We start from the raw sequence: 23,263 nt of genomic DNA, 5'->3' as shown, positions 1-23,263 counted from the left end.
GCCACCGCGGTGTTAGCTTCCCTCACTGACCCGAATCACTGACTGCCCGTTGACCTTAAAATAAATAGACTCATCGGGATTCATTCATTTGCTGCCTTACTGTAACGCCAATAGCTTGGGTAATATTTTTCGCCCTTGATGCTAGAGCGGTGTTAGCGGCATTTATTAATAATACCCATAAGTAAATATTCTGTTGGCATCTATTTTCTTATTTAAGTCGCGCCTACAATATTAACACCTATCTCGTCAAGATTATTTAATTCGAAATAAAACCCCTCCGAAATAGCCTTAATCCCTTACTACACCTGCGATAGAACAAAAAAAACCACAGTGTCAGTGCATTAGTTAAAACTATTTACTTTGAACTAAATCACATAAATGGATATTGGTTTTATTAATTTCGAACTATCAGTCATAGATCTCGGAACTTAATATCAAAATAAATAGAATGATGTTTCATAAATGGAGTCTGTATTTATCATAATAATTAATTTTATTTATTAAAATAAGGTATCTGTAATGAAATTTAAATTATTATCTCTGGCAGTGGCATCACTTATCAGCACCAGCGCAATGGCCGTTACTATTGACTATCGTCATGAAACACAAGATCAAAGTGGTAATAATCACAAAGACCGCTTATTAATGTCCCACCGCTTTGCTAATGGCTTCGGATTATCTCTGGAAGGCAAGTGGAAAAGTGCCAGTGACAAGGATAAACCATTCCATGAAGGTGTGAGTAATGGTACTGAAGTGGTTGCCAGCTATGTGTATAAAATTGATAAAACATTCTCTATCGAACCGGGTTTCTCATTAGATTCAAGCTCGAGTGCTAACAGTTATCGCCCTTATTTACGTGGTAAGGCAAATATCGTTGATGATCTCTCTATCTCATTACGTTATCGCCCTTATTACAAGCGTACTAGCGCCAATATTAATACAAAAAAAGACACGTCTGAAAATGGTTATAATCTGACGAGTGTTCTCAGTTATAAAATCAACAAAGAATTCCAATTAGACTACGAGCTGGATTACAAACAAGCTAATAAAGCCGGGGTCACTCTAGCGGATAACGAAAATTACGATTGGACCCATGATTTTAAATTGACGTATAAGTGGGATAAGAACTGGTCCCCTTATATGGCTGTCGGTAATGTCTCTGGCAGTAAAAATACCGATGAACGCCAAACTCGTTATCGCGTAGGCGTCAAATACAGTTTCTGATCCATTACTGAAGTCATTACATTCTGACCTTTGGGGTCACACCTCGCTATAACGATTTTTGACAGGTAACGAAGTCATGAAAAAAAGAGCGTTATTTTTGAGTATGGCAGCACTAGCCACGCTATATATTCCCGCCGGACAGGCCGCGGATACCGACCGCCTGACAGTGGTAAAACAGTATGTCGATAATGTATTAAATAAGGCATCCGATACCTATCACGGTGATAAACCTAGCCCGCTATTGGCGGATGGTGTTGACCCCCGCACTGGGCAGCAACTGGAATGGATATTCCCTGATGGCCGCCGGGCAGTATTATCAAATTTCTCAGCACAACAAAATCTCATGCGCGTTATGAGTGGGTTGAGCGAGCTGAGTGGCGATCCCCGCTATCAGAAGCGCGCTGAAGATATTGTTCGCTATCACTTCCAGAATTATCAAGACCCAAGTGGTTTACTGTATTGGGGCGGCCACCGGTTTGTTGATCTAAAAACGCTTCAACCAGAAGGGCCAAGCGAAAAAGAGATGGTGCACGAGCTGAAAAATGCTTATCCCTATTATGATCTGATGTTTAGCGTCGACAGTGATGCAACAGCGCGGTTTATTCGCGGCTTTTGGAATGCCCATGTTTATGATTGGCGCATTCTTGAAACCAGTCGCCACGGTGAATATGGCAAACCGATGAGCGCACTGTGGGAAAGCAAATTTGAGCAGCAGCCACCTTTCTTTGCTACCAAAGGACTGAGTTTCCTCAATGCGGGCAATGACCTGATTTATTCTGCGTCCTTGCTCTACAAACACCAGCAAGAACCCGGCGCATTAGTCTGGGCTAAGCGCTTGGCTGATCAGTATGTTTTGCCGCGTGACGCCAAAACGGGCCTTGGCGTTTATCAGTTTACTCAAGCTCTGAAACGCGAAGAGCCAACGGATGATGCCGATACCCATTCCAAATTTGGCGATCGCGCTCAGCGCCAGTTTGGGCCGGAGTTCGGCCCGGCAGCATTGGAAGGCAACATGATGCTCAAAGGGCGTACCAGCACCCTTTATTCTGAAAATGCCTTGATGCAGTTGCAGTTGGGCAAAGATTTGGGGCCTCAGGGCCAGGATTTATTGAAGTGGACAGTGGATGGTCTGAAAGCATTTGCTCAATATGCCTATAACGATCAAGACAATACCTTCCGCCCGATGATGGCCAACGGGCAAGATTTATCAAATTATACCCTCCCACGTGATGGTTATTACGGTAAAAAAGGCACGGTGATCAAACCATACAAAGCAGGTAATGAATTCCTGATTTCTTATGCGCGTGCTTATGCTATCGACAATGATCCGTTGCTGTGGAAAGTTGCCCGCGGTATTGCTAATGACCAAGGGTTGGGCGATATCGGTACTGCGCCGGGCAAAGATGTCAAAGTGAAAATGGATACCACCAACAGTGATCCTTACGCTTTGTTTGCTTTGTTGGATCTTTACCAGGCCAGCCAGGTAGCAGATTATCGGCTATTGGCAGAGAAAATCGGCGATAACATCATTAAAACGCGTTATATAGACGGCTTCTTCATGGCTTCTCCTGACCGCCAATATGCTGATGTTGATGCCATAGAACCTTACGCTCTGCTGGCTCTGGAAGCATCATTGCGCAATAAACCCCAGGCAGTGGCACCTTTCCTGAATGGTGCGGGCTTCACTGAGGGGGCTTATAGAATGGACGATGGTTCGGCGCGAATTTCAACTCGTGATAATGAACTGTTCTTGCTCAATGTGGGCGAGAAGCTACAACCGAACGGCCGTAAATAGTCCCGACAGCGGCCCGTGCTGGGGCCGCTGTTGGTAAAAAGTGCCGAGCAGCGGCTTCCCAGGGCCTGTTTGCTCGGTGCTTTTACCCACGGGTTTTCATCGTCGTATTAAACCGCCCCCTTGATTTCACCCTCAAAAAGGGGGCTACCGCCCACTCAATGTTCCGCTCAAAAATCATTCACTCCTTGCATACTTCACAACCGTAAATTGCTTCTTTTTTATCCTTTCTTATTGCTAATCATTTTGGGTTAATTGTCTGGTTGATTTGACCGTATTCCGATTGTTGCTGCCGCTTGAAGCGTTTCAGTTCTTAATTTCGCATTTAGGGTGCAATCCAGTGCAACTAATAATTTCCATATTGTTATGAGGGTGTTATTTTCCGCGCAAGCACGGATAAAAAAGAAGTGTCACTCAATTATCACAGAGAGCAAAGCGACAGGCTGCCGTGTATTACTCCAAAAGGACATAGTTATGAAAGCTTCAGTGTTTAAAAGTCTTTATTTTCAGGTGTTAACGGCGATTACTTTGGGTGTGTTACTGGGGCATTTCTACCCGGAACTCGGTGCTCAGATGAAACCTCTGGGTGATGGGTTTGTTAAACTAATTAAAATGATTATCGCACCCGTGATTTTTTGTACTGTTGTGACCGGTATCGCGGGGATGGAAAGTATGAAAGCCGTGGGCCGCACTGGTGCCATTGCGCTACTCTATTTTGAGATTGTCAGTACCATTGCGCTACTGATTGGCTTGGTGATTGTTAATGTGGTGCAACCCGGTGCAGGTATGAATATCGACCCTGCGACACTGGATGCAAAGGCGGTTGCACTTTATGCTGAACAAGCTTCGCAGCAAGGGATTGTGCCATTCTTGCTAGATATCATTCCCAGCAGCGTAGTCGGCGCTTTTGCCAGCGGCAATATTCTGCAAGTCCTGTTGTTTGCTGTGCTGTTCGGTTTTGCCCTGCACCGCCTGGGTGAAAAAGGTCAGATTATCTTTAATGTTATTGAGAGTTTTGCCCGCGTTATCTTCGGCATTATCAATATGATCATGCGCTTGGCACCTCTCGGGGCTTTCGGGGCCATGGCCTTTACCATCGGTAAATATGGTGTGGGTAGCTTGGTGCAACTGGGCCAGCTCATTATCTGCTTCTATATTACCTGCGTGTTGTTTGTGGTGGTCGTGCTGGGGTCCATTGCGAAATTTAATGGTTTTAACATCTTCAAATTCATCCGCTACATAAAAGAAGAATTGCTGATCGTGCTCGGGACATCCTCCTCGGAGTCTGTGCTACCGCGTATGCTGGATAAGATGGAGAAAGCCGGGTGTAAGAAGTCCGTGGTGGGCTTGGTTATTCCGACCGGTTATTCGTTTAACCTGGACGGCACCTCTATTTATCTGACCATGGCGGCGGTATTTATTGCTCAGGCAACCAATACCCAAATGGATGTTATTCATCAGGTTACCTTACTGGTGGTGTTGTTGCTCTCCTCAAAAGGTGCGGCAGGGGTCACGGGCAGTGGCTTTATTGTCTTGGCCGCCACCATTTCTGCGGTTGGGCATTTACCATTAGCAGGTTTGGCGCTGATTCTGGGTATCGACCGCTTTATGTCTGAAGCTCGTGCGCTGACCAATCTGGTGGGTAATGGGGTTGCAACTATCGTGGTAGCGAAATGGTGCAACCAATTGGATAACGACCAACTGCAAGCGGTATTATCAAATAAAACCTTACCGAATAATGAGATAAAGAATAGCGTTTCTCCGTCTTAATACCCCGCTAACTCTCTACATTCTAAAAACTACCGGTGGCGAATTGTCACCGGTAGCATCTCTTCATTATGCCCCTTGATAGCCTTTATTGTGTTAATTACCATTTAGATACTATTTTTTACTCTGATGAGTGACATCGGCAAAAGCATGCGGTCTAACAGAATGGTACACTCCCAGCTTCAGTTTTTACGCGAGTGATAACCGTTGATTTTTCGCCCAATAATGACGGCATAACGATGCGTGTTTGAAAGCTGGACTTATTTATTTATGTTTTCATGATTACCCTATTGCATGACGCCGCTATGTTACTCATTGGCGGTTGGTGTGAAAGTACAGATGGCTTACATGAATGACATGACGTTGCATCGTTTTAACATTGGATAGTTTATTAAGTAGGGGTTCACATGCAGGGCACCAGAATTCGTCTTATAGTTGGTGGGTTATTGCTGGCCGCCGCCAGTAGTAATGTGCAGGCTGAAGCACTACAACCCGATCCTGCCTGGCAGCAGGGGAAATTAGAAAACGGGTTTTCATGGCAGTTGTTGGCAACGCCACAGCGCCCTAGCGACCGGATCGAGTTACGTCTGGTGGTTAATACAGGCTCATTAGTTGAGAGTGCGCCGCAAATTGGCTTTGCCCATTTGTTACCGCAACTGGCATTAATGAGTAGCGCGAGTTTTACTCCTGCCCAACTTCAGTCGCTATGGCAACAAGGGGTCGATAAAGATCGTCCGTTGCCACCGGCTATTACATCTTATGATTTCACTTTATATAGCTTGAGCTTGCCCAATAACCGCCCTGACTTGCTGAAAGAAGCTTTGGCATGGTTGTCCGATACCAGTGGCAAGCTGGCCATCAGTGAACAGACCGTTAATGCGGCGCTGAATAGTGCTACCGATCCTATTGCTACGTTCCCACAAAATATTCAGGAACCTTGGTGGCGTTATCGGCTAAAAGGCTCTTCTCTGATGGGGCATGATCCCGGCCAGCCAGTGGCAAAACCGGTAGATATTGAGAAGCTAAAACAGTTTTATCAGCAATGGTATACCCCGGATGCCATGACATTGTATGTCGTGGGGAATGTCGACAGCCGCAGTATTGCCGCCCAAATCGGCAAAACATTCTCTGAGTTGAAAGGGAAGCGGGCGACACCAGCACCTGTCGCGATGTTAGCGCCATTGCCGCCAGAGCCGGTGAGCTTGATGAATGAGCAGGCGACGCAAGACACGTTATCACTGATGTGGGATACCCCTTGGCATCCGATTCAGGATTCTATTGCGTTAAGCCGTTACTGGCGCAGTGATTTAGCCCGTGAGGCATTGTTCTGGCATGTTCAGCAAGTGCTGGAAAAAAGTGATCAGAAAAACCTGAAATTGGGCTTTGATTGCCGGGTGCAATATCAGCGCGCTCAATGTGCCATTCATTTGAATACACCGGCAGAAAATCTGACATCGGGTATGAATTTCATTGCTCGTGAACTGGCGAGCTTGCGCGCCAATGGCCTGAGTCAGGCAGAGTTTGATGCTTTGATGGCGCAGAAAAACGATCAGCTCAGTAAGTTGTTTGCCACCTATGCCCGCACAGATACTGATATTTTGATGAGCCAACGTCTGCGTTCACAACAAAGTGGTGTGGTGGATATCGCCCCGGAGCAGTACCAGAAGCTACGACAGGCTTTCTTGTCAGGTCTGACTTTGACGGTACTGAATCAGGAATTGAAGCAGCAATTATCACAAGATACCACGCTGATTCTGACGCAGCCAAAAGGCGAGCCAGAAGTGAATGTAAAAGTATTGCAGGATGCATATAACGCAATTATGACACCACACACAGTGGTGCCAGAAGATGCTGCGCCTACAGTGGCTGCTGCGGAGACGGCACCGCCGACACCCACAACAGCTCAATAAGTAAAATATTGAGTCGTCATGAATAAGCCCGGACACTATGTACCGGGCTTATTGGTGTTGTCCTGAAAGAAGGGGAAGCGCCCCTAGGTGCGATAAATCCGTCGGACTGAATGCTGAATCACACCGCTGGCATTGCCGCCAGTGGGATGATTGCCCCACGATATTGAATCACGGTGCTGGCGGTTAAATGTCCGCGCACAGCGGCGTCATGCGCACTGCCACCGGTCAGGCGAACTGCCAGATAACCGGCACTGAACGAATCCCCAGCCGCCGTGGTATCCACCACTTTCTCTTTCGGCAGTTTAACCGCCGGAACATCATACTGGTGGGCTTCAAAGCCCTCTTTCACCCAGACGATGCAGGAATCTGCGCCGCGCTTGATAACAATTTCGCTTACGCCTAAATCCTGAGTGCGTTCAATCACTTGCTCTATTGGCGTCTCGCCCCACAGCATATCTTCATCGTCCAATGTCAGGAAAGCGATATCCGTGCAGGCCAACATGTCGCGATAGGCTTCTTGTGTCTCTTCTTTGCTCTGCCACAGGCGAGGGCGGTAATTGTTATCAAAGATAACTTTGCCCCCGTTAGCCCGACAGGCGCGCAGCAATGTCAGCAAACGCTGGCGAGAAGCACTGTCGAGGATCGCCAGGCTGATGCCGCTGAGATACAGATAATTAAATTTTTCAAGGCGTTGGCAGATTTCATCCGCCTGTGGGCTGGTCAACCAAAAACGTGCGGCGGCATCATTACGCCAATAATAGAAAGTGCGCTCACCGGTGCTATCAGTTTCAATGACATACAGCCCCGGCAATTTATTATCCAGACGCTGAATGAGAGAGGTGTCGATGTTCTCTTGCTGCCAGGCGGCCAGCATCTCGTTACTGAAATTGTCAGTCCCCAGCGCCGTGACGTAATGTACATTCAAGTCCTGCTTGGATACCTGACGGGCAACATACACCGCAGTATTCAGCGTATCGCCGCCAAAGCCCCGGCTAAGGTCGGTACCTTTTTGTGACAGTTCAATCATGCATTCGCCGATAACGGCAATATTTTTGCTGGTCATGGAAAGCTGGCCTGTGAGTCAATAATGAAGATAAGGTTAGTCTCACTGCTGGCTTAGTCTGAGTCAATAGTATTAAAACGATGTTTTAAATTTTTTATGATGTAAGTCGGGAAACTGACAAGTTTCCCGTTATTCTGAACACATTTATGGCCCTGAAAACCTTCACTCTAAAAACAATGATGCTGAAAATAAGTATTCTAAAAACAATTAGGATGACTTTCTCAGGTCGGTCACACTATGGCCGCCAATCCCCCAGTTATCGGTATCGACTTCATCAATCACCACCACGGTAGTGGCCGGGTTTTTACCCAGAGTGTCGACTAATAGCTGGGTGACACCGGCGATCAGCTGTTTTTTCTGCTCCGCCGTCGCCCCTTCGCGCGTAATTTTAATATTGACGTAAGGCATGTTCATCTCCATTAAGTTATTGGGTATGGCATTGATTAACAACTATAGATGGCTTAAATGTGCCGCACCAGCTCGCTTAGGAGGAATAATCTATCATGCCGCTATATAAAGTTCTGGTCGCCTGAGTCGATAACATCTACAGAAGAAAAACCGTTTATCACCGGGTGCCCCCAGTTGTTGGCAATCCCTATTGCCGTAGCTGTTTGATGCCCTAAAATATGGCGACTAAACTGATGATGACCAATAAAATATCAGGTTTGCTTGCGCCATCCTTTGCCGCTATTGATCGAAATAAAGGACAGAGCTTCTGGCGGCAATGTCAGCGTCGGTATACTTTTCAACCTATCTATCGTACCTCTGGTGCGCTGCTGGCTATCGAGTTGCTTACGGCGGTTTTTCATCCCTCATCACCGGATACCCGTTTGAATCCGGAGGATTATTTTAGTGCCATTAGTATCCGTGCCCGTTTGGATGTGGTGCTCGAGCAGTTGAGTATGGTTAAGCAGTGGCATGAGATATTTGTACATCACTCGGTGTTGGTCTCAATCAACATTGATGGTCAGGCGCTAATGGCAATGCAGGATGATCAGCAGGCTAAGGCGTTAATTGATGCTATGCCTTACATTCGTTTTGAATTGCTGGAGCATGTCGACACCTCTCTTGATACCCCTTTTGCACGTATTGCCGAGGCAGACCGGTTATGGCTGGATGATTTTGGCAGCGGGCTAGCGAATTTCACATCATTCATTAGTTGGCGCTATGAGTACATCAAAGTTGCCCGAGACTTATTTATCGTGCTGCAAGAAAGTGATGTCGGGAATCAGCTATTTTTCAAACTGGTGACCTTAATGGGCAGCTATAGCAAAGGGGTGATTGTTGAAGGGGTGGAAACCTCACAAGAATGGGCGATGGTGCAGCAGTCTGACGCCGTTGCCGCGCAAGGTTATTATCTCTCCCGACCGACGTCATTTGACCGTTTACAGTCCCTCCCAATGCTGTTCTGTGGCTAATCTTTAGGGTTAATAAATGCCCATCCCCCTCCTCTAACCCGCCTTCCTTCGCTATTCTCGACTATGGTTAAAGTGGTTTTTTAATTTAAGATCATGAGTATTGGCATGGAGCTGTTATGACCAAAACCGGAAAAGTGCTGACGGGCATTGGCGGGGGTATTGTGCTGCTGCTGGTCGCCGCCATCGTGTTTATTATGACTTTCGACTGGAATCGCCTAAAGCCAACTATTAATGAAAAAGTCTCGACTGAGTTGCAACGGCCTTTCGCCATCCGAGGCAATCTCGGGGTGGACTGGTCACGCAAAAGTGATGAACCGGGTTGGCGGGGCTGGGTGCCGTGGCCGAATATCCACGCTGAAGACTTGGTGCTGGGTAACCCGTCAAATTTAGTCAGTGAGAAAACCGCGGATAAAGCTAATGCCACTGCGGGCACCGCGGAATCTACCGCATTCCCTGCCGGGGAAATGATCACTTTAAAACGGGTCGATGCCAGCATTGCGCCGTTGGCATTACTGGCGAAAGAAGTTTGGATACCGCGTATCTGGCTGACCCAACCGGATGCCCACCTGCTGCGGCTGGCGAATGGCGAGAATAACTGGACATTTAATCTGGCGAATAGCTCTGCGGATGATAAGAGCGCCGCTTCTGATTGGTCGGTTAATATTGATGATATTGTCTTTGATCGCGGCCAGATAAACCTGAAAGATGCGGTGCTGAAAGCAGACTTGGAGGCGGTGATTGACCCGCTGGGCAAGCCGTTGCCGTTTGCTGAAGTGACGGGCGCACGTAATGAGAAAAAAGATAAGCAACCGGCTGAAAAGGCAAAGAATAATGCGCCTGATTTTATCTTTGGTTGGAAAGTTGACGGTAAGTATCAGGGCCAGCCTTTAACCGGCAGTGGCAAAATTGGCGGCATGTTGTCGATGAATGATGCCAGCACCCCTTTCCCCTTGCAGGCGGATATCCGTTCTGGTACTACCCGAGTGGCGGTGGCGGGCACATTAACGGACCCCGGCAATCTGGCGGGGTTGGATCTGCAATTGAAATTATCCGGTGCCAGTTTGGGTAATCTCTATCCACTGCTGGGCGTGTTATTGCCGGCCACCCCCCCTTACAACACTGATGGCCGTTTAATCGCGAGTCTCAAGCAGGTCGGTGGGGCGGTTTATCGCTACGAAAACTTTAACGGCAAAATCGGCGACAGTGATATTCATGGCAACTTGGCCTATACCGCCAGCCAACCACGGCCAAAATTAACCGGCAACATGTCATCGGAAAAATTACGTTTTGCTGACTTAGCGCCGTTGATCGGGGCGGATTCCAATCAGGAAAAAGCCAATCGCGGTGAGCGCAGCCGACAACCCAGTAATAAGGTGTTGCCGACTGAAAAATTTGATACTAAAAGCTGGGGCGTGATGGATGCCGATGTCACCTATGCAGCTAAACGTATCGATCGGGATAAATCATTGCCATTAACCGACCTGTCGACTCACGTAGTGCTCAATAATGGTGAGTTGCTGCTCGACCCGCTGCGATTTGGCATGGCAGGGGGGAATCTCAATGCCATTCTGCGGCTGAATGGCAATAAAAACCCCATGCAAGGTAAGGTTGATTTACATGCCCGCCGCTTGCAACTAAAAGAGCTATTGCCGCAGGTGCAGGCGATGCGCAACAGCTTGGGGCAATTGAATGGCGATGCATCATTTACCGCCAGCGGCAACTCGGTTGCAGCTCTGTTGGCAACCAGTAATGGTCATCTGCGTTTGTTACTCAATCAGGGGCTAATCAGCCGCAGCTTGATGGAGTTACTCGGCCTGAATGTCGGTAACTACTTGGTGGCGAAGCTGTTTGGTGACGATGAGGTCAAAATTAACTGCGCGGTGGCTGATGTTCAGTTACGCAATGGTTTGGCGACGCCACGGCTGTTTGTGATTGATACTGAGAATGCCATTATCAATATTAGCGGAAATATCAATTTTGCTACCGAGCGGCTGGATTTATCTATTGATCCGGAAAGCAAAGGGCTGCGAATTTTAACCCTGCGCTCACCGCTGTATGTGAAAGGCACATTTAAACGCCCAGATGCGGGAGTCAAAGCCGGGCCTTTGTTGGCCCGTGGCGCGATTGCTGCGGTGTTAGGTGTGGCCTTCACTCCTGCCGCCGCATTACTGGCACTGATTTCCCCCAGTGAAGCTGAAAAAAATCAGTGCACGCCATTGCTGCAAAAAATGAAGCAAAAGAAATAGCGCGTTAATGTATCGGTGGTTGGGGCAGCCGTTGGCAACGGTGATCTTGCAGCTCCTCCACCGATGCCCGATGTAGCGTTATCAGCCGGGCTTTACTGGCGAGCAATAAAAATTGCCCATCGGGCAATGCCGTCATGGCGAGACCATAGCGGCCCATGTCATCTTTCGCGCCCGGCACTTCATCCGCTAACAAGCGAAATGCCCCTGATTGCTGTAATTCTGCCGCCGTCGTCCGCCGCACCAGATAATCATGCCCCAATAAACCGCCGGGTAGGGGCTGCCATTGTTGGTGAAAATCGGCTTCCTGTGCCGCCAAAGCGGTTTTGACTGCTGGTTTTAGGCAAGAAATATGAATATGTAAATGGTCCTGACTGCGGCCATATTTTGAATTGATGGTTAGCGAAATATCCGCATCATCAATGGGTGCGCCGTATTTATCCGCCATAAAGTGGCGGGCTTGCCAGGCATCAAGGAAGTAGTTGGGGCTGCTGGTAGCTAATAACTGCGGGCTTTCTATGCCGCTGATTTTTGCCGTCGGCATCAACAAATACTGTAATGGCCCGTGAATATCTTTGTACACCACGAACCCGGCGAGGGTATCAACCTCTGCACAAGGTTGCGGATTATGTGCCGTTTCCATATGGGGAACACATTGCTGACTCACAATCTTCCACAGCGCATCCGCATTGCTGAAGCGCAATTTATAGCCAATGCCCAGCAGGATAATGACCAGCAATATCAGTAAAAACCACGGCTTTTTTAGATAACGAAACATTGGCTTCCTTTCACTTTCCATGATGAGCCACTAGTGTAGTGAGATATCCGTGGGGCGGGCAAACCCCATAATGCTTATTTATCATTATGGGGTGTTGACCTTAAACCGGAATGTAGGGCTATTGTGGGTTTTTATTGCCCGGTTCTGAGGGCAGAGTGCCGTCTTCGGCATAGCGGGCGGTCGCTATCCAGGCGGCGCAAAATAAGGTCAGACGGGCGAAAAAGTAGAAAAAGGCCATTAAACCAATCACTGAACCAAAGGCCGCCCCTGAGGGGGAGCTGGCAAGGCGCGGCAGCATCATGGTCATGATAAATTTTATGATTTCAAAGCCAATTGCCGCAATCAGGGTGCCCCGCAATAGCGCTTTTTTCTTCGGTTTATGTCGCGGAAGAATCCAAAATATCCATAAAAATAATAGATAGTTGGCAGCTATAGAGATAGACAGAGCAATCAGTGTCATCACGGGCCGCAACCACTCGATCCCCCCTAATCCTAATGCATTAACAATCGCGGATTGCGCCGCTCCGGCGATAGATGTCAGCGAAAGAGTAATAATGAGCGCGATAACTAAGCCAGTGAGTGACATAAAATCACGGGCATAGCGGTAATAGAATTTTTCCTGATCCTGTGGATTGCGCTCCCAGACATCGCGCGACTGGGCACGAATGGCTTCGCGCAGATTTCCCATCCAACTAATACCGGAATAAAGCGCAATCGCCAAACCGGTTAACCCGACGGTAGTGCGTTGCTGAATAGCGGTATTCACCGTGTTTTTAAGGGTGGCCGCCAGACTTGGGTCACTGATGGTATTAACAATTTTGTTAATTAATTCAGCCAATAAGTCGGGGTTAGAGGCCAGCACAAAACCCACTGTGGCAAAAGAGACCATCAAAATAGGGATCAGTGATAAAAATGAAAAATAAGTAATAGCAGCGCCAAACTGGCTGCCCAGCCGGTCATTGAAGCGGTCTGTGGCGCGGATAATATGGGCAACAGGGGGGTAAGCTTTCACACGGTCAATTATTTTCATCATAGGTCAACTTCCCGTGCCATAAAGGAAATTGCTTTTTTACCCGTTTCAATTCCAGCAGTCAGCGGTGCTGGGTTGTCTCGCGGTGCGTTCGGCATAATTCTCCTTGAGTATGTTAATCCATGCTTTATGCAGATGATTATGCTAAAGAATATGACATAAAATAGCCGCTAATCTGTTGATGATAGCAGAGTCGAGGTCTATCACAACCTCACGAGCCAATGGCGGACGCCTGCGCGAAAGTAAAAAATATTCTTGAGGATAATATTCAAGACAATAAAAAAGGCTACAAACCCTGCGGTTTATAGCCTTTTAAGGTTTTTTAATAAACCTTAGCGCATAGTAACAAACTCTTCGGCGGCCGTCGGGTGGATAGCGACCGTGTTGTCGAAATCTTTCTTGGTTGCGCCCATCTTCACGGCGACCGCGAACCCTTGCAGGATTTCATCCATACCAAAGCCGATACCATGAATACCGACAATCTTCTCTTCCGGCCCTGCGCACACCAGTTTCATCCGGCATGGCTGGCGGTGCTGAGTGACGGCGCTGTACATTGCGGTGAAGGACGATTTGTACACTTTCACTTGGTCGTCGCCAAACTTCTCACGCGCTTGCGGCTCAGTCAGGCCAATAGTCCCGATTGGCGGGTGGCTGAACACCACGGTCGGAATATTGCTGTAATCCAGATGCTCGTCCGGCTTGTTATTGAACAGGCGCTCGGACAAACGGCGACCCGCAGCAACCGCCACCGGGGTTAGCTCAACGGCACCGGTATTATCGCCGACGGCGTAGATGCCTTTAACGTTAGTATTCTGGAACTTATCAACCTCGATATAGCCTTTTTCATTGGTTTTAACACCGCTGGCGGCCAGATTCAGGTTATCTGTTGCTGGTTCACGGCCAATGGCCCAAATCAGATGGTCGACAGTCACTTCAGTGCCGTTTTCCAGTTGCAGTGTCAGGCTGCCATCTGCATTTTTAATTACAGCTTTCGGTACTGCTTCAGTATGCAGCTTCGGCCCTTCGGTGTTCATCACTTCCAGCAGGGTTTCAACAATCAACGGATCAAAAGTACGCAGTGGCGCGTGCTTGCGCACAAATAAATGCGTTTCTGTGCCTAAGCCATTGAGAACGCCCGCGATTTCGACCGCGATATAACCGGCACCCACCACAGCAACCCGTTTTGGCATCTCGTCTAATTCGAAGAAACCATCGGAATCGATACCATACTCAGCCCCTGGAATATCCGGGTGACTTGGGCGGCCGCCGGTGGCGATCAGAATGTGATCGGCAGTAATCTTCTCACCGTTAACTTCCACGGTATGCGCATCAAGAAAACGCGCAAAACCATGAATAACATCAACTTTATTATTACTTAAACCACGGTCATAAGACTGATGGATACGATCGATGTAAGCAGTACGATTGGCAATCAGCGTTTTCCAATCGAAATGATTCACGGTGGTGTCGAATCCGTAATCCGGGCCATACAATTTAATTGCTTCTGCAATTTGGGCTGCATGCCACATCACTTTCTTCGGTACACAACCGACGTTTACACAGGTGCCACCGAGCTGTTTAGCTTCAATTAGCGCGCATTTTTTGCCATACATGGCTGCCCGGTTGATAGACGCGATCCCGCCACTGCCACCGCCAATTGCCAGATAGTCGTAATGTTTGGTCATCAGGATTTCCCATGAGAGTCGTTTAAAAAATTGCCTTACAGTTTAGCGTTTGAAAGTGTTTTGTGCATCAATGGCTCTGATAGGCTATTCGTTCAGAAAAAAATTATTCCAGTGATATCTATACCCAAAATAATTCGAGTTGCAGGAAGGCGGCAACTGAGTAAATCCCCAAGAGCTTACACAAGTAAGTGACTGGGGTGAGCGAAAGCAGCCAACGCACGTGCAGCTTGAAGTATTATTCCGGCACGACCCATTTCACCAGCGTATGGCCATGGCCAGACGGCACCAATATTTTGTGCAGCCACGGCAGTAGCGTATTCATTTGCTGTTCCAGCTTCCATGGCGGGTTAATCACAATCATGCCAGAGGCGGTCATGCCGTGTTGATCACTGTCTGGGCGGACGGCCAATTCAATTTGCAGAATACGGCGGATGCCCGTGGCTTCCAGATCCCGCAATAACCGTTTGACTTGCTGGCGTAAAACCACTGGATACCATAACGCATAGGTGCCCGTTGCGAAGCGTTTATAACCCTCCTGAATACCTTTCACCACATCCTGATAATCAGTTTTCATTTCATACGGTGGATCGATAAGAATCAAACCACGGCGTGATTGCGGCGGCAACTGTGATTTAAGTTGCTGATAACCATCAGCTCGCTGGACTTTAGCGCGCTCATCTTTGGCAAATTCATTGCGCAACAGCGGGTAATCACTCGGGTGCAGCTCAGTCAGATGGATTTTGTCATATTCACGCAGTAAATGGCGGGCAATCAACGGTGAGCCGGGGTAATAACGCAATTTCTCACCACGGTTAAAGTAATTGATTGCACTCATATAAGGTGCTAAATCAGCGGGTAAGTCATCGCGTTGCCACAGTTGGCCGATACCCTCCAGGTATTCACCGGTGCGTTCAGCATGCTCGCCGCTTAATTGATAGCGGCCAGCACCGGCGTGGGTATCCAGGTAAAGGAACGGTTTTTCTTTTTCTTTCAAAGACTCAATAATCAGACTTTGAACAGTATGTTTAAGAACGTCGGCATGGTTGCCAGCGTGAAAACTATGGCGGTAACTGAGCATTTTATTTTAACCAATTGATATTTAGCACATTGCGGCAGTGTTTCTTGCGGCCTTTCTCGGTGGATGCGACAAAGCATCGCCGTCAGAAACCGCAGCCAACACATTATGGCAACTAGTATAAACTGTCTGGTGGATAAAAAGTGAAAAGCATTAATTTGTGGTGACGACCGCCCTCGACACAATGGATATAATCATGGCAGTTAAGCCGCCAGCCATTGATTTTCATGCTGGCAGACCTCATGTTATTTGTTCATCCATAGATTCATACATAATCTATTATTCGTCGCTGGACTGCTTCTGGCGCTGATATTCAAAAAAATAATCAGGACAACCCTATGACAAATCCGCTGTTGACCCCGTTCTCCCTGCCGCCATTTTCTGCTATTCGCCCTGAAGATATCGTGCCGGCGGTGAAATCCGCTCTGGATGAATGCCGTCAAGCGGTGGAGCAGGTCGTCGCCCAGCCAGGCCCTTTTACCTGGGAAAATCTGTGCCAGCCATTGGCGGAGTCCGATGACCGCTTATCGCGCATTTGGTCGCCCGTTGGGCATTTAAATTCAGTTAAAAACAGCCCGGAATTGCGCGCGGCTTATGAACAAAGCTTGCCGCTACTGTCGGAATACGGCACTTGGGTCGGGCAGCACAAAGGTTTGTATCAGGCCTATGTCAGCTTGAAAGAAGGGCCGGGGTTTGCTGCTTTAAGTGCGCCACAGCGCAAAGCGGTAGAAAACGCGCTGCGTGATTTCCAGTTATCTGGCATTGGTCTGGAACCAGAACAACAAAAACGTTATGGCGAAATCGTGGCCCGCTTGTCTGAGTTGGGCTCGACTTACAGCAATAACGTGCTCGATGCCACCATGGGCTGGAGCAAATTGATTACTGATGTCGAACAACTGAAAGGCTTGCCGGAAAGTGCATTGGCCGCCGCTAAAGCCATGGCCGAAGCCAAAGAGCAGGATGGCTGGTTACTGACGCTAGATATGCCGAGCTACTTGCCGGTGCTGACTTACGCCGACAATGCTGAACTGCGCGAAGAAATGTACCGCGCCTTTGCCACCCGTGCTTCTGATCAGGGGCCGAATGCGGGCAAATGGGATAACAGCGAAATCATGGCCGAAATTCTGACCTTGCGCCATGAATTAGCCCAATTGTTGGGCTTTAGCAGCTATGCGGATAAATCGCTGGCAACCAAAATGGCCGAAAATCCACAGCAAGTGCTGGGTTTCTTAAATGATTTGGCAAAACGCGCGCGCCCACAAGCAGAAGAAGAACTGGCGCAGTTACGTGCTTTTGCTGAAAAACATTACGGTGTCAGTGAGTTAGCCGCCTGGGATATCACTTATTATTCCGAAAAACAAAAACAGCATTTGTTCTCCATCAGTGACGAGCAATTGCGGCCTTACTTCCCAGAACAGCGCGTGGTTGAAGGGCTATTTGAGGTGGTGAAACGTATTTACGGCATTACCGCCAAAGAGCGTCATGATGTCGACACTTGGCATCCAGATGTGCGTTTCTTCGAACTTTATGATGCCAGCGGTGAACTGCGCGGTAGCTTCTATCTGGACTTATATGCCCGTGAACACAAGCGCGGCGGGGCCTGGATGGATGATTGTGTCGGCAGCCTGCGGTTGGCAAATGGCCAATTACAAAAGCCGGTCGCTTATCTGACCTGTAACTTTAATGGGCCAGTCGGCGGCAAACCGGCGCTGTTTACTCATAATGAAGTGACCACCTTGTTCCATGAGTTCGGCCATGGTTTACATCATATGCTGACCAAGATTGATACAGCGGGTGTTTCCGGCATCAATGGTGTGCCGTGGGATGCGGTCGAACTGCCAAGCCAGTTTATGGAAAACTGGTGCTGGGAGCCGGAGGCGCTGGCGTTTATTTCCGGCCATTACGAAACCCATGAGCCATTGCCACAAGAGATGCTGGATAAACTGCTGGCGGCGAAAAATTATCAGGCGGCGCTGTTTATCCTACGCCAACTGGAGTTCGGCTTGTTTGATTTCCGCATGCATTATGAGTTTGATCCGCTGACCGGCGCGCAGATTTTGCCTGTTCTGTATGAAGTGAAAAAACAGGTGGCGGTGGTGCCATCGCCAACTTGGGGCCGCTTCCCACATGCCTTTAGCCATATCTTTGCCGGTGGCTATGCTGCGGGTTATTACAGCTACTTGTGGGCGGAAGTGCTCTCGGCAGATGCTTTCTCGCGCTTTGAAGAAGAAGGGATTTTCAATGCGGCAACTGGGCAGTCATTCCTCGACAATATTCTGTCCCGTGGCGGTTCCGAAGAGCCAATGACCCTGTTCAAGCGCTTCCGTGGCCGTGAGCCGCAGTTGGATGCTATGCTGCGCCATTACGGTATTAAGGGCTAGAATGTGTCACAGGTAAGTATTTGTTTATTGTCTGAAACAGGTGCCGAACCCGGCGCTTTGTCTATTCTGGCGGAACGCTGGGGTTTGGTGTCTGACGAAGAGTCCATTATGGCGCTGGTGCTAACCCCTGAGCGCCTTGAGCTGCGCAAGCGCGATGAGCCGAAACTCGGCGGAATTTATGTTGATTTCGTTGACGGCACACTCGCCCATCGCCGTAAATTTGGTGGCGGGCGCGGTGAGGCGGTTGCTAAAGCGGTTGGTATCAAAAAAGGGTATCTTCCGCGCGTGGTGGATGCCACCGCCGGCCTTGGGCGGGATGCTTTTGTATTGGCGGCACTGGGCTGCCATGTGCAAATGTTGGAACGCAATCCGGTGGTCGCCGCCTTGCTGGATGATGGTTTGCGCCGTGGTTATCAGGATGCCGAGATTGGCCCGTGGTTACGCGAGCGGCTAACATTGTTGCATGCGTCCAGTTTAACCGCGTTGGCGGATATTGAACCTCGGCCCGAAGTGGTTTATCTCGATCCAATGTATCCGCACCGGCAAAAAAGTGCGTTGGTTAAGAAGGAAATGCGGGTGTTCCAATCGCTAGTGGGCGCTGACGAAGATGCCGATGGGCTATTGGCACCGGCGCGGGCATTGGCGACCAAACGCGTGGTGGTTAAGCGCCCAGATTATGCAGAACCTCTGGCGGGGATTGCTGCGCAGGGCGCAGTGACCACTAAAAGCCACCGTTTCGATTTATATACCCATCTTCCTTGACGCCGCAGTGGTGTTAGCGGCACTCACTTACCCGAATCACTGACTTGTGTCAGCTCATCGGGATGCGTTTGTTTGCTGCCTTACTGCAACGCCAATGACTTTGGGTAATACCCATCTTCCTTGACGCGGAGTTGGTCAGTGTTAAAAAAGCGGCGGCAAACTATTGCCGGCGCTTTTGATTTTAAACATTCATTATTAGGCAGTGAGCAGCGGGCTGATGATAAAGTTATTTAATGTAAGTTGATGCTTGCCGGTGAGCTTGATCATCATGTCGGCTTCATGCACCTTATTATCAAAATCAACCATTAAATAAGTTATGTCCCTGACTTCATCATATTTCTGCATTATTTCTGTCTGACCACTAAAACTGAATTTGTCGACTAGAGCAATATCTTCATTACCATATATAAGTGGAGATAAATCTATTTTATCGTCACCTGCGTTAAAATCATGAATAGTGTCAGCGGAGGTTGTTAAAGAATCTTTAACATGGTGGTAGATAAAAGTATTATTTCCCTTACCTCCCCAAAGATGATCGGCCCCGTTGCCACCTGATAAACTATCATCGCCATCCCCACCCGCCAGGACATTAATTTCCTTATTACCCCATAATTGATCATTACCACTACCGCCAATAGCATTTTCTATCACCACGCCATAGGCAATGGAGATGTTGCCTTTTAGTCCCCCGATATGAGAGAAGCTGCCTGCGGCAAGGTTAATGACCTGATCTTGGGTTTGATGAGAAAAATCAAGAGTATCAATACCGTCGGCATCCCATATACAAAGTATGGGGGCATGGCTGGAATAGGTATAAATATTATTCCCGGTTCGGGTGCTCATATTCGGGCCATAAAGATATTGGAGTGCGGCGATATCGTACATTTGTGGTGTGGATGCGTTATATCCAGCATAGTTTCCACCTGAGTTCCACTCAGAGGCATAGCTCATGACGCTTTCTTGTTGTGTCAACCCAACAGTGTCATGAGTGTGTTTCAGGCCAACAGTATGCAAGATTTCATGGACAATAACGTGACCACCATAGTTTGACTGGGTGGGGGTAAGATTCTCCGGGAAATCAGCATTAATACACACCGGGCTGAGATTTCTTTGATTAGGACTATAGGCATAACCTGCGGCACTGATAGGTTGCTCGGGGTGGACATTGACAATGGGAATATTAGCGTTAACACTTTCATTAACTTCAATGAATCTGATGTTTGCCACATCGGATATGCTCTGCATCGCGATTCTTGTCTGCGATATTTGCCACTGATTAAGCGCAGAAATCGGGCCGTCATTCTTGAGTCGATAATAATGATACTCTTGAGAAATACTCTGCTTAAATGAATAAGTCACAGCGGTCATGTTGTGATTATCTTTATTTTCCCATTTGTATTCATAGACTATTGCTGAGAGTTCCATATTGTTTGGTATATTATTAATACTTGTTTTTTCATTGCTATTTATAACGTCAGTGTGAGTTTTTAAATATTCCTTTAACATTCCCATTCCTTAATCATTAAAAATGAATTATTTTAATATCTATTAATCCGAGAAGGGAATGTCACTGATTAGGTTCTTATTTTAAATAAGCGAAATCTTAAAGAGAAATTTTAATATAAATACGTTGGATTATATAAATACGATGGTTGAATGCCATTGGGTAAAAACATCCCATATTCTTATCAATGCTTATCTCAAAGAATATGGGTGTTTTATTATTTACAGCACGCCTTGGGCCAGCATGGCATCTGCCACTTTGACAAAGGCCGCAATATTAGCACCATGAACATAGTGGGTTTGCTTACCGTCACCGCCATACTCGACACAGGATTGGTGAATATCCAGCATGATGTGGTGCAAACGAACGTCAACTTTCTCTGACTTCCAGCTCAGGCGGGCCGCATTCTGGGCCATTTCCAGACCTGAGGTCGCAACGCCACCGGCATTGGCCGCTTTACCCGGTGCAAACAGAACGCCGGCATCCAAGAAAGCATCAGTGGCCTGAATGGTGGTCGGCATATTAGCGCCTTCAGCGACGGCTTTAACCCCATTGGCAATCAACTGACGGGCGGCAGGTAAATCCAGCTCGTTCTGTGTTGCACAAGGTAAGGCGATATCAACCGGGACACTCCACGGCTGTTGGCCCGCTAAATAGACCAGATTACGTTCACGGGCATAATCTTCGATGCTGCCGTAACGCTTGTTTTTAATCTCAGCCAAATGGGCCAATTTCTCCGGCGTAAAGCCTTCTTCATCAACCACAGTGCCACAGGAGTCAGAGGCGGTAATGACTCGAGCGCCCAGTTCCATAGCTTTTTCAATAGTGTATTGAGCCACGTTACCTGCGCCAGAAACAGAGACTCTTCTACCTTCAAAACCTAAACCGTGGCGCTTGAGCATGGCGTCGGTGAAATAAACTAAGCCGTAACCCGTGGCTTCCGGGCGAATAAGGCTGCCGCCGAAAGAAAGCCCTTTGCCGGTGAAAACACAGGCGGTGTTATTGGACAGTTTCTTCATCATGCCGGACATAAAGGCAACTTCGCGGCCGCCAACACCAATGTCACCCGCAGGAACATCAGTATCCGGGCCGAGATGACGATAAAGCTCGGTCATCAATGCCTGACAAAAACGCATAACTTCCGCCTGACTTTTCCCTTTCGGATTAAAATCAGAACCGCCTTTACCGCCACCCATTGGCAGTGTTGTTAGGGCATTTTTAAAGGTCTGTTCAAAACCCAGAAACTTAAGAATGGATAAGTTTACTGACGGGTGGAAGCGCATCCCGCCCTTATAAGGGCCAATCGCTGAGCTAAACTGAACACGCCATGCGCGGTTAACCTGAACTTTACCTTGGTCGTCAGTCCAGGCAACACGGAACTGAATGACTCGCTCTGGCTCGACTAAACGTTCCAATAAGCCTTGTTCACGGTAGTGAGGGTTTTGCTCCAGAAAGGGCCAAAGTGAGGTGAAAACTTCACGTACAGCTTGGAGATATTCTGGTTGGTTGGCATCACGTTGTTGTAAAGATTCTAAAAATGACTCCAGAGAGTTTAAACAATTCATCACTAATAATTCCTTGTACCCATTGAGACTCTCCTAACAGATTTTTTGCGGTCTATTATTATTATCCAAAATAGTGAGGAGACGATGTTGTGCATCTTCGACTATATCACTGGTTTATATTCATGCCGCAAGGGATTTTGACAAAAACTTAGTAGGGTTATTAATGTGTGGAGATATAGGGTGGGTGTGGGATTCAGCATAAAAAACGCCCGCTAAAGGCGGGCGTCAAAGGTGATTGATGCTAAGCTAATGAGACTCAGCAGCTTAATCGTCTTCACCATTCTCATCATCGCGCAGTGGTACGATGAGCATATCGACATGAACGGTATTGATCAACTGGCGTGCTGAAGACATCAACTTGCTCCAGAAATCCTGATGATGGCCGCATAATACCAAGTCCATATCGTATTTCTTAATGGCATCAACCAAGACCTGACCCAAATCACCACTGCCACTCAGTGTTTGTTCAATGGGATAACCGGCATTTTGAGAAAGTTCGGTCAATGCATTGTGCGTTTCTTCAGAAATGCGTTTCTGCATATCGCCAAGATTAACGTCGATCAGGCCGGTATAAAGGTCTGAATAGTTAACATCAACATGGATCAGGGAAACTTTGGCATTGTACGGCTTGGCCATAGAGACCGCTTTTTCCACCAACACCTTACTTTCCGGAGATAGGTCAACCGCAATCAGAATGTGTTTGTAAGCCATAAGTAAACTCCTTCCATAATGTTAATTAATGGGTAAGCAAACATTCAACCGTTGAACGGGTGCTAACGCGATATCGACATAGTACCATTATGACCCCTAACTGAAGTGTTTCACGGATCACAACACACTGTTTTGATGATGATCACTAAAATTAGCGTATGTCTTTTTACACCAATGTCCCATCAATCTCTACCGCGCATTGCCCTAATATAAGGTCATATTGATTGAATTTAAAGCAGTTCATTACCCTAAGTATAGCGCGGATTAGACATTGTGATTGACGTAATTCCATATTTTCTGCGCAAACATAACCTATAAGAAATGGCGATTGAATTAATGTAATTTAGTTAAGAAA

Annotated in this window: 16 protein-coding genes and 1 pseudogene; 8 read left to right on the top strand and 9 right to left on the bottom strand. The window is 47.7% G+C overall.

Features of this window, described 5'->3' with window-relative positions; all coding sequences use genetic code 11:
• Positions 1-519: 519 nt before the first annotated feature.
• The 4 genes from OVO64_RS06115 to OVO64_RS06100 all read left to right on the top strand — a co-directional run bounded on the left by OVO64_RS06115 (position 520) and on the right by OVO64_RS06100 (position 6,693).
• Complete coding sequence (locus OVO64_RS06115) at positions 520-1,224, top strand: oligogalacturonate-specific porin KdgM family protein (protein ID WP_038637449.1); 705 nt, start codon at positions 520-522, stop codon at positions 1,222-1,224.
• Between the two features lie 76 nt (positions 1,225-1,300).
• Complete coding sequence (locus OVO64_RS06110; protein ID WP_038637446.1) at positions 1,301-3,019, top strand: pectate lyase; 1,719 nt, start codon at positions 1,301-1,303, stop codon at positions 3,017-3,019.
• A gap of 471 nt (positions 3,020-3,490) precedes the next feature.
• Positions 3,491-4,786, top strand: a complete 1,296-nt coding sequence (locus OVO64_RS06105; protein WP_038637443.1) for a dicarboxylate/amino acid:cation symporter — start codon at positions 3,491-3,493, stop codon at positions 4,784-4,786.
• Positions 4,787-5,190: 404 nt separating this feature from the next.
• A complete protein-coding gene (locus OVO64_RS06100) occupies positions 5,191-6,693 on the top strand; it encodes a M16 family metallopeptidase (RefSeq protein ID WP_038637441.1) in 1,503 nt (500 codons plus the stop codon).
• A gap of 118 nt (positions 6,694-6,811) precedes the next feature.
• On the opposite strand, the gene OVO64_RS06095 is transcribed toward OVO64_RS06100, so the two are convergent.
• Positions 6,812-7,756 (bottom strand): sugar kinase, encoded by a 945-nt coding sequence (locus OVO64_RS06095; RefSeq protein WP_038637439.1) that lies wholly within the window; start codon positions 7,754-7,756, stop codon positions 6,812-6,814.
• Positions 7,757-7,963: 207 nt separating this feature from the next.
• Complete coding sequence (locus OVO64_RS06090; RefSeq protein WP_004388926.1) at positions 7,964-8,164, bottom strand: 2-hydroxymuconate tautomerase family protein; 201 nt, start codon at positions 8,162-8,164, stop codon at positions 7,964-7,966.
• Between the two features lie 218 nt (positions 8,165-8,382).
• On the opposite strand from OVO64_RS06090, the gene pdeH reads away from it, so the two are divergent.
• Entirely contained in the window at positions 8,383-9,174 is a 792-nt protein-coding gene (gene pdeH, locus OVO64_RS06085; RefSeq protein ID WP_038637436.1) for a cyclic-guanylate-specific phosphodiesterase, read from the top strand.
• 116 nt (positions 9,175-9,290) lie between these two features.
• Positions 9,291-11,420 (top strand): AsmA family protein, encoded by a 2,130-nt coding sequence (locus tag OVO64_RS06080; protein ID WP_038637433.1) that lies wholly within the window; start codon positions 9,291-9,293, stop codon positions 11,418-11,420.
• Positions 11,421-11,424: 4 nt separating this feature from the next.
• Here OVO64_RS06080 and OVO64_RS06075 read toward each other — a convergent pair whose 3' ends face one another.
• The 4 genes and pseudogenes from OVO64_RS06075 to OVO64_RS06060 all read right to left on the bottom strand — a co-directional run bounded on the left by OVO64_RS06075 (position 11,425) and on the right by OVO64_RS06060 (position 15,988).
• On the bottom strand, positions 11,425-12,216 hold the full coding sequence (locus tag OVO64_RS06075) for a CDP-diacylglycerol diphosphatase (RefSeq protein WP_267248665.1): 792 nt from the start codon (positions 12,214-12,216) through the stop codon (positions 11,425-11,427).
• Between the two features lie 97 nt (positions 12,217-12,313).
• Positions 12,314-13,323: pseudogene (gene yhjD, locus OVO64_RS06070) on the bottom strand (inner membrane protein YhjD).
• Positions 13,324-13,557: 234 nt separating this feature from the next.
• The gene (gene gorA, locus OVO64_RS06065; RefSeq protein ID WP_038637429.1) at positions 13,558-14,910 is read right to left on the bottom strand and encodes a glutathione-disulfide reductase; all 1,353 of its coding nucleotides are present in this window, start codon (positions 14,908-14,910) and stop codon (positions 13,558-13,560) included.
• 235 nt (positions 14,911-15,145) lie between these two features.
• Positions 15,146-15,988 carry a 23S rRNA (adenine(2030)-N(6))-methyltransferase RlmJ gene (locus OVO64_RS06060; protein WP_038637426.1) on the bottom strand — a complete coding sequence of 281 codons (843 nt, stop codon included), beginning with the start codon at positions 15,986-15,988 and terminating at the stop codon, positions 15,146-15,148.
• A 335-nt stretch (positions 15,989-16,323) separates the two neighbouring features.
• Here OVO64_RS06060 and prlC point away from each other — a divergent pair, with 335 nt between their 5' ends.
• Together prlC and rsmJ are read left to right on the top strand one after the other, a co-directional pair.
• Positions 16,324-18,366, top strand: coding sequence for an oligopeptidase A (gene prlC, locus OVO64_RS06055; protein WP_038637423.1), 2,043 nt, complete (start codon positions 16,324-16,326; stop codon positions 18,364-18,366).
• Between the two features lie 3 nt (positions 18,367-18,369).
• Complete coding sequence (gene rsmJ / locus OVO64_RS06050; RefSeq protein ID WP_145509398.1) at positions 18,370-19,128, top strand: 16S rRNA (guanine(1516)-N(2))-methyltransferase RsmJ; 759 nt, start codon at positions 18,370-18,372, stop codon at positions 19,126-19,128.
• A gap of 195 nt (positions 19,129-19,323) precedes the next feature.
• Here rsmJ and OVO64_RS06045 read toward each other — a convergent pair whose 3' ends face one another.
• The 3 genes from OVO64_RS06045 to uspA form a co-directional block, all read right to left on the bottom strand.
• Positions 19,324-20,634 carry a M10 family metallopeptidase gene (locus OVO64_RS06045; RefSeq protein ID WP_186377385.1) on the bottom strand — a complete coding sequence of 437 codons (1,311 nt, stop codon included), beginning with the start codon at positions 20,632-20,634 and terminating at the stop codon, positions 19,324-19,326.
• Positions 20,635-20,853: 219 nt separating this feature from the next.
• Positions 20,854-22,197, bottom strand: a complete 1,344-nt coding sequence (gene gdhA, locus OVO64_RS06040) for an NADP-specific glutamate dehydrogenase (RefSeq protein ID WP_004388942.1) — start codon at positions 22,195-22,197, stop codon at positions 20,854-20,856.
• Between the two features lie 264 nt (positions 22,198-22,461).
• Complete coding sequence (uspA, locus tag OVO64_RS06035) at positions 22,462-22,908, bottom strand: universal stress protein UspA (RefSeq protein ID WP_004874931.1); 447 nt, start codon at positions 22,906-22,908, stop codon at positions 22,462-22,464.
• Positions 22,909-23,263: the final 355 nt, after the last annotated feature.

It is taken from the genome of Yersinia sp. Marseille-Q5920, assembly GCF_946902935.1.
GTDB lineage: Bacteria > Pseudomonadota > Gammaproteobacteria > Enterobacterales > Enterobacteriaceae > Yersinia > Yersinia rochesterensis.
Note: the sequence above shows the minus strand (reverse complement) of the source record. Positions and strands in the feature narration are given on the sequence as shown.

What these genes read in the sequence shown, in the direction of transcription:
- OVO64_RS06115 (WP_038637449.1), top strand. Translation starts at nt 520, where the DNA reads ATGAAATTTAAATTATTATCTCTGGCAGTGGCATCACTTATCAGCACC.
- OVO64_RS06110 (WP_038637446.1), top strand. Translation starts at nt 1,301, where the DNA reads ATGAAAAAAAGAGCGTTATTTTTGAGTATGGCAGCACTAGCCACGCTA.
- OVO64_RS06105 (WP_038637443.1), top strand. Translation starts at nt 3,491, where the DNA reads ATGAAAGCTTCAGTGTTTAAAAGTCTTTATTTTCAGGTGTTAACGGCG.
- OVO64_RS06100 (WP_038637441.1), top strand. Translation starts at nt 5,191, where the DNA reads ATGCAGGGCACCAGAATTCGTCTTATAGTTGGTGGGTTATTGCTGGCC.
- OVO64_RS06095 (WP_038637439.1), bottom strand. Translation starts at nt 7,756, where the DNA reads ATGACCAGCAAAAATATTGCCGTTATCGGCGAATGCATGATTGAACTG.
- OVO64_RS06090 (WP_004388926.1), bottom strand. Translation starts at nt 8,164, where the DNA reads ATGCCTTACGTCAATATTAAAATTACGCGCGAAGGGGCGACGGCGGAG.
- pdeH (WP_038637436.1), top strand. Translation starts at nt 8,383, where the DNA reads ATGGCGACTAAACTGATGATGACCAATAAAATATCAGGTTTGCTTGCG.
- OVO64_RS06080 (WP_038637433.1), top strand. Translation starts at nt 9,291, where the DNA reads ATGACCAAAACCGGAAAAGTGCTGACGGGCATTGGCGGGGGTATTGTG.
- OVO64_RS06075 (WP_267248665.1), bottom strand. Translation starts at nt 12,216, where the DNA reads ATGGAAAGTGAAAGGAAGCCAATGTTTCGTTATCTAAAAAAGCCGTGG.
- gorA (WP_038637429.1), bottom strand. Translation starts at nt 14,910, where the DNA reads ATGACCAAACATTACGACTATCTGGCAATTGGCGGTGGCAGTGGCGGG.
- OVO64_RS06060 (WP_038637426.1), bottom strand. Translation starts at nt 15,988, where the DNA reads ATGCTCAGTTACCGCCATAGTTTTCACGCTGGCAACCATGCCGACGTT.
- prlC (WP_038637423.1), top strand. Translation starts at nt 16,324, where the DNA reads ATGACAAATCCGCTGTTGACCCCGTTCTCCCTGCCGCCATTTTCTGCT.
- OVO64_RS06045 (WP_186377385.1), bottom strand. Translation starts at nt 20,634, where the DNA reads ATGTTAAAGGAATATTTAAAAACTCACACTGACGTTATAAATAGCAAT.
- gdhA (WP_004388942.1), bottom strand. Translation starts at nt 22,197, where the DNA reads ATGAATTGTTTAAACTCTCTGGAGTCATTTTTAGAATCTTTACAACAA.
- uspA (WP_004874931.1), bottom strand. Translation starts at nt 22,908, where the DNA reads ATGGCTTACAAACACATTCTGATTGCGGTTGACCTATCTCCGGAAAGT.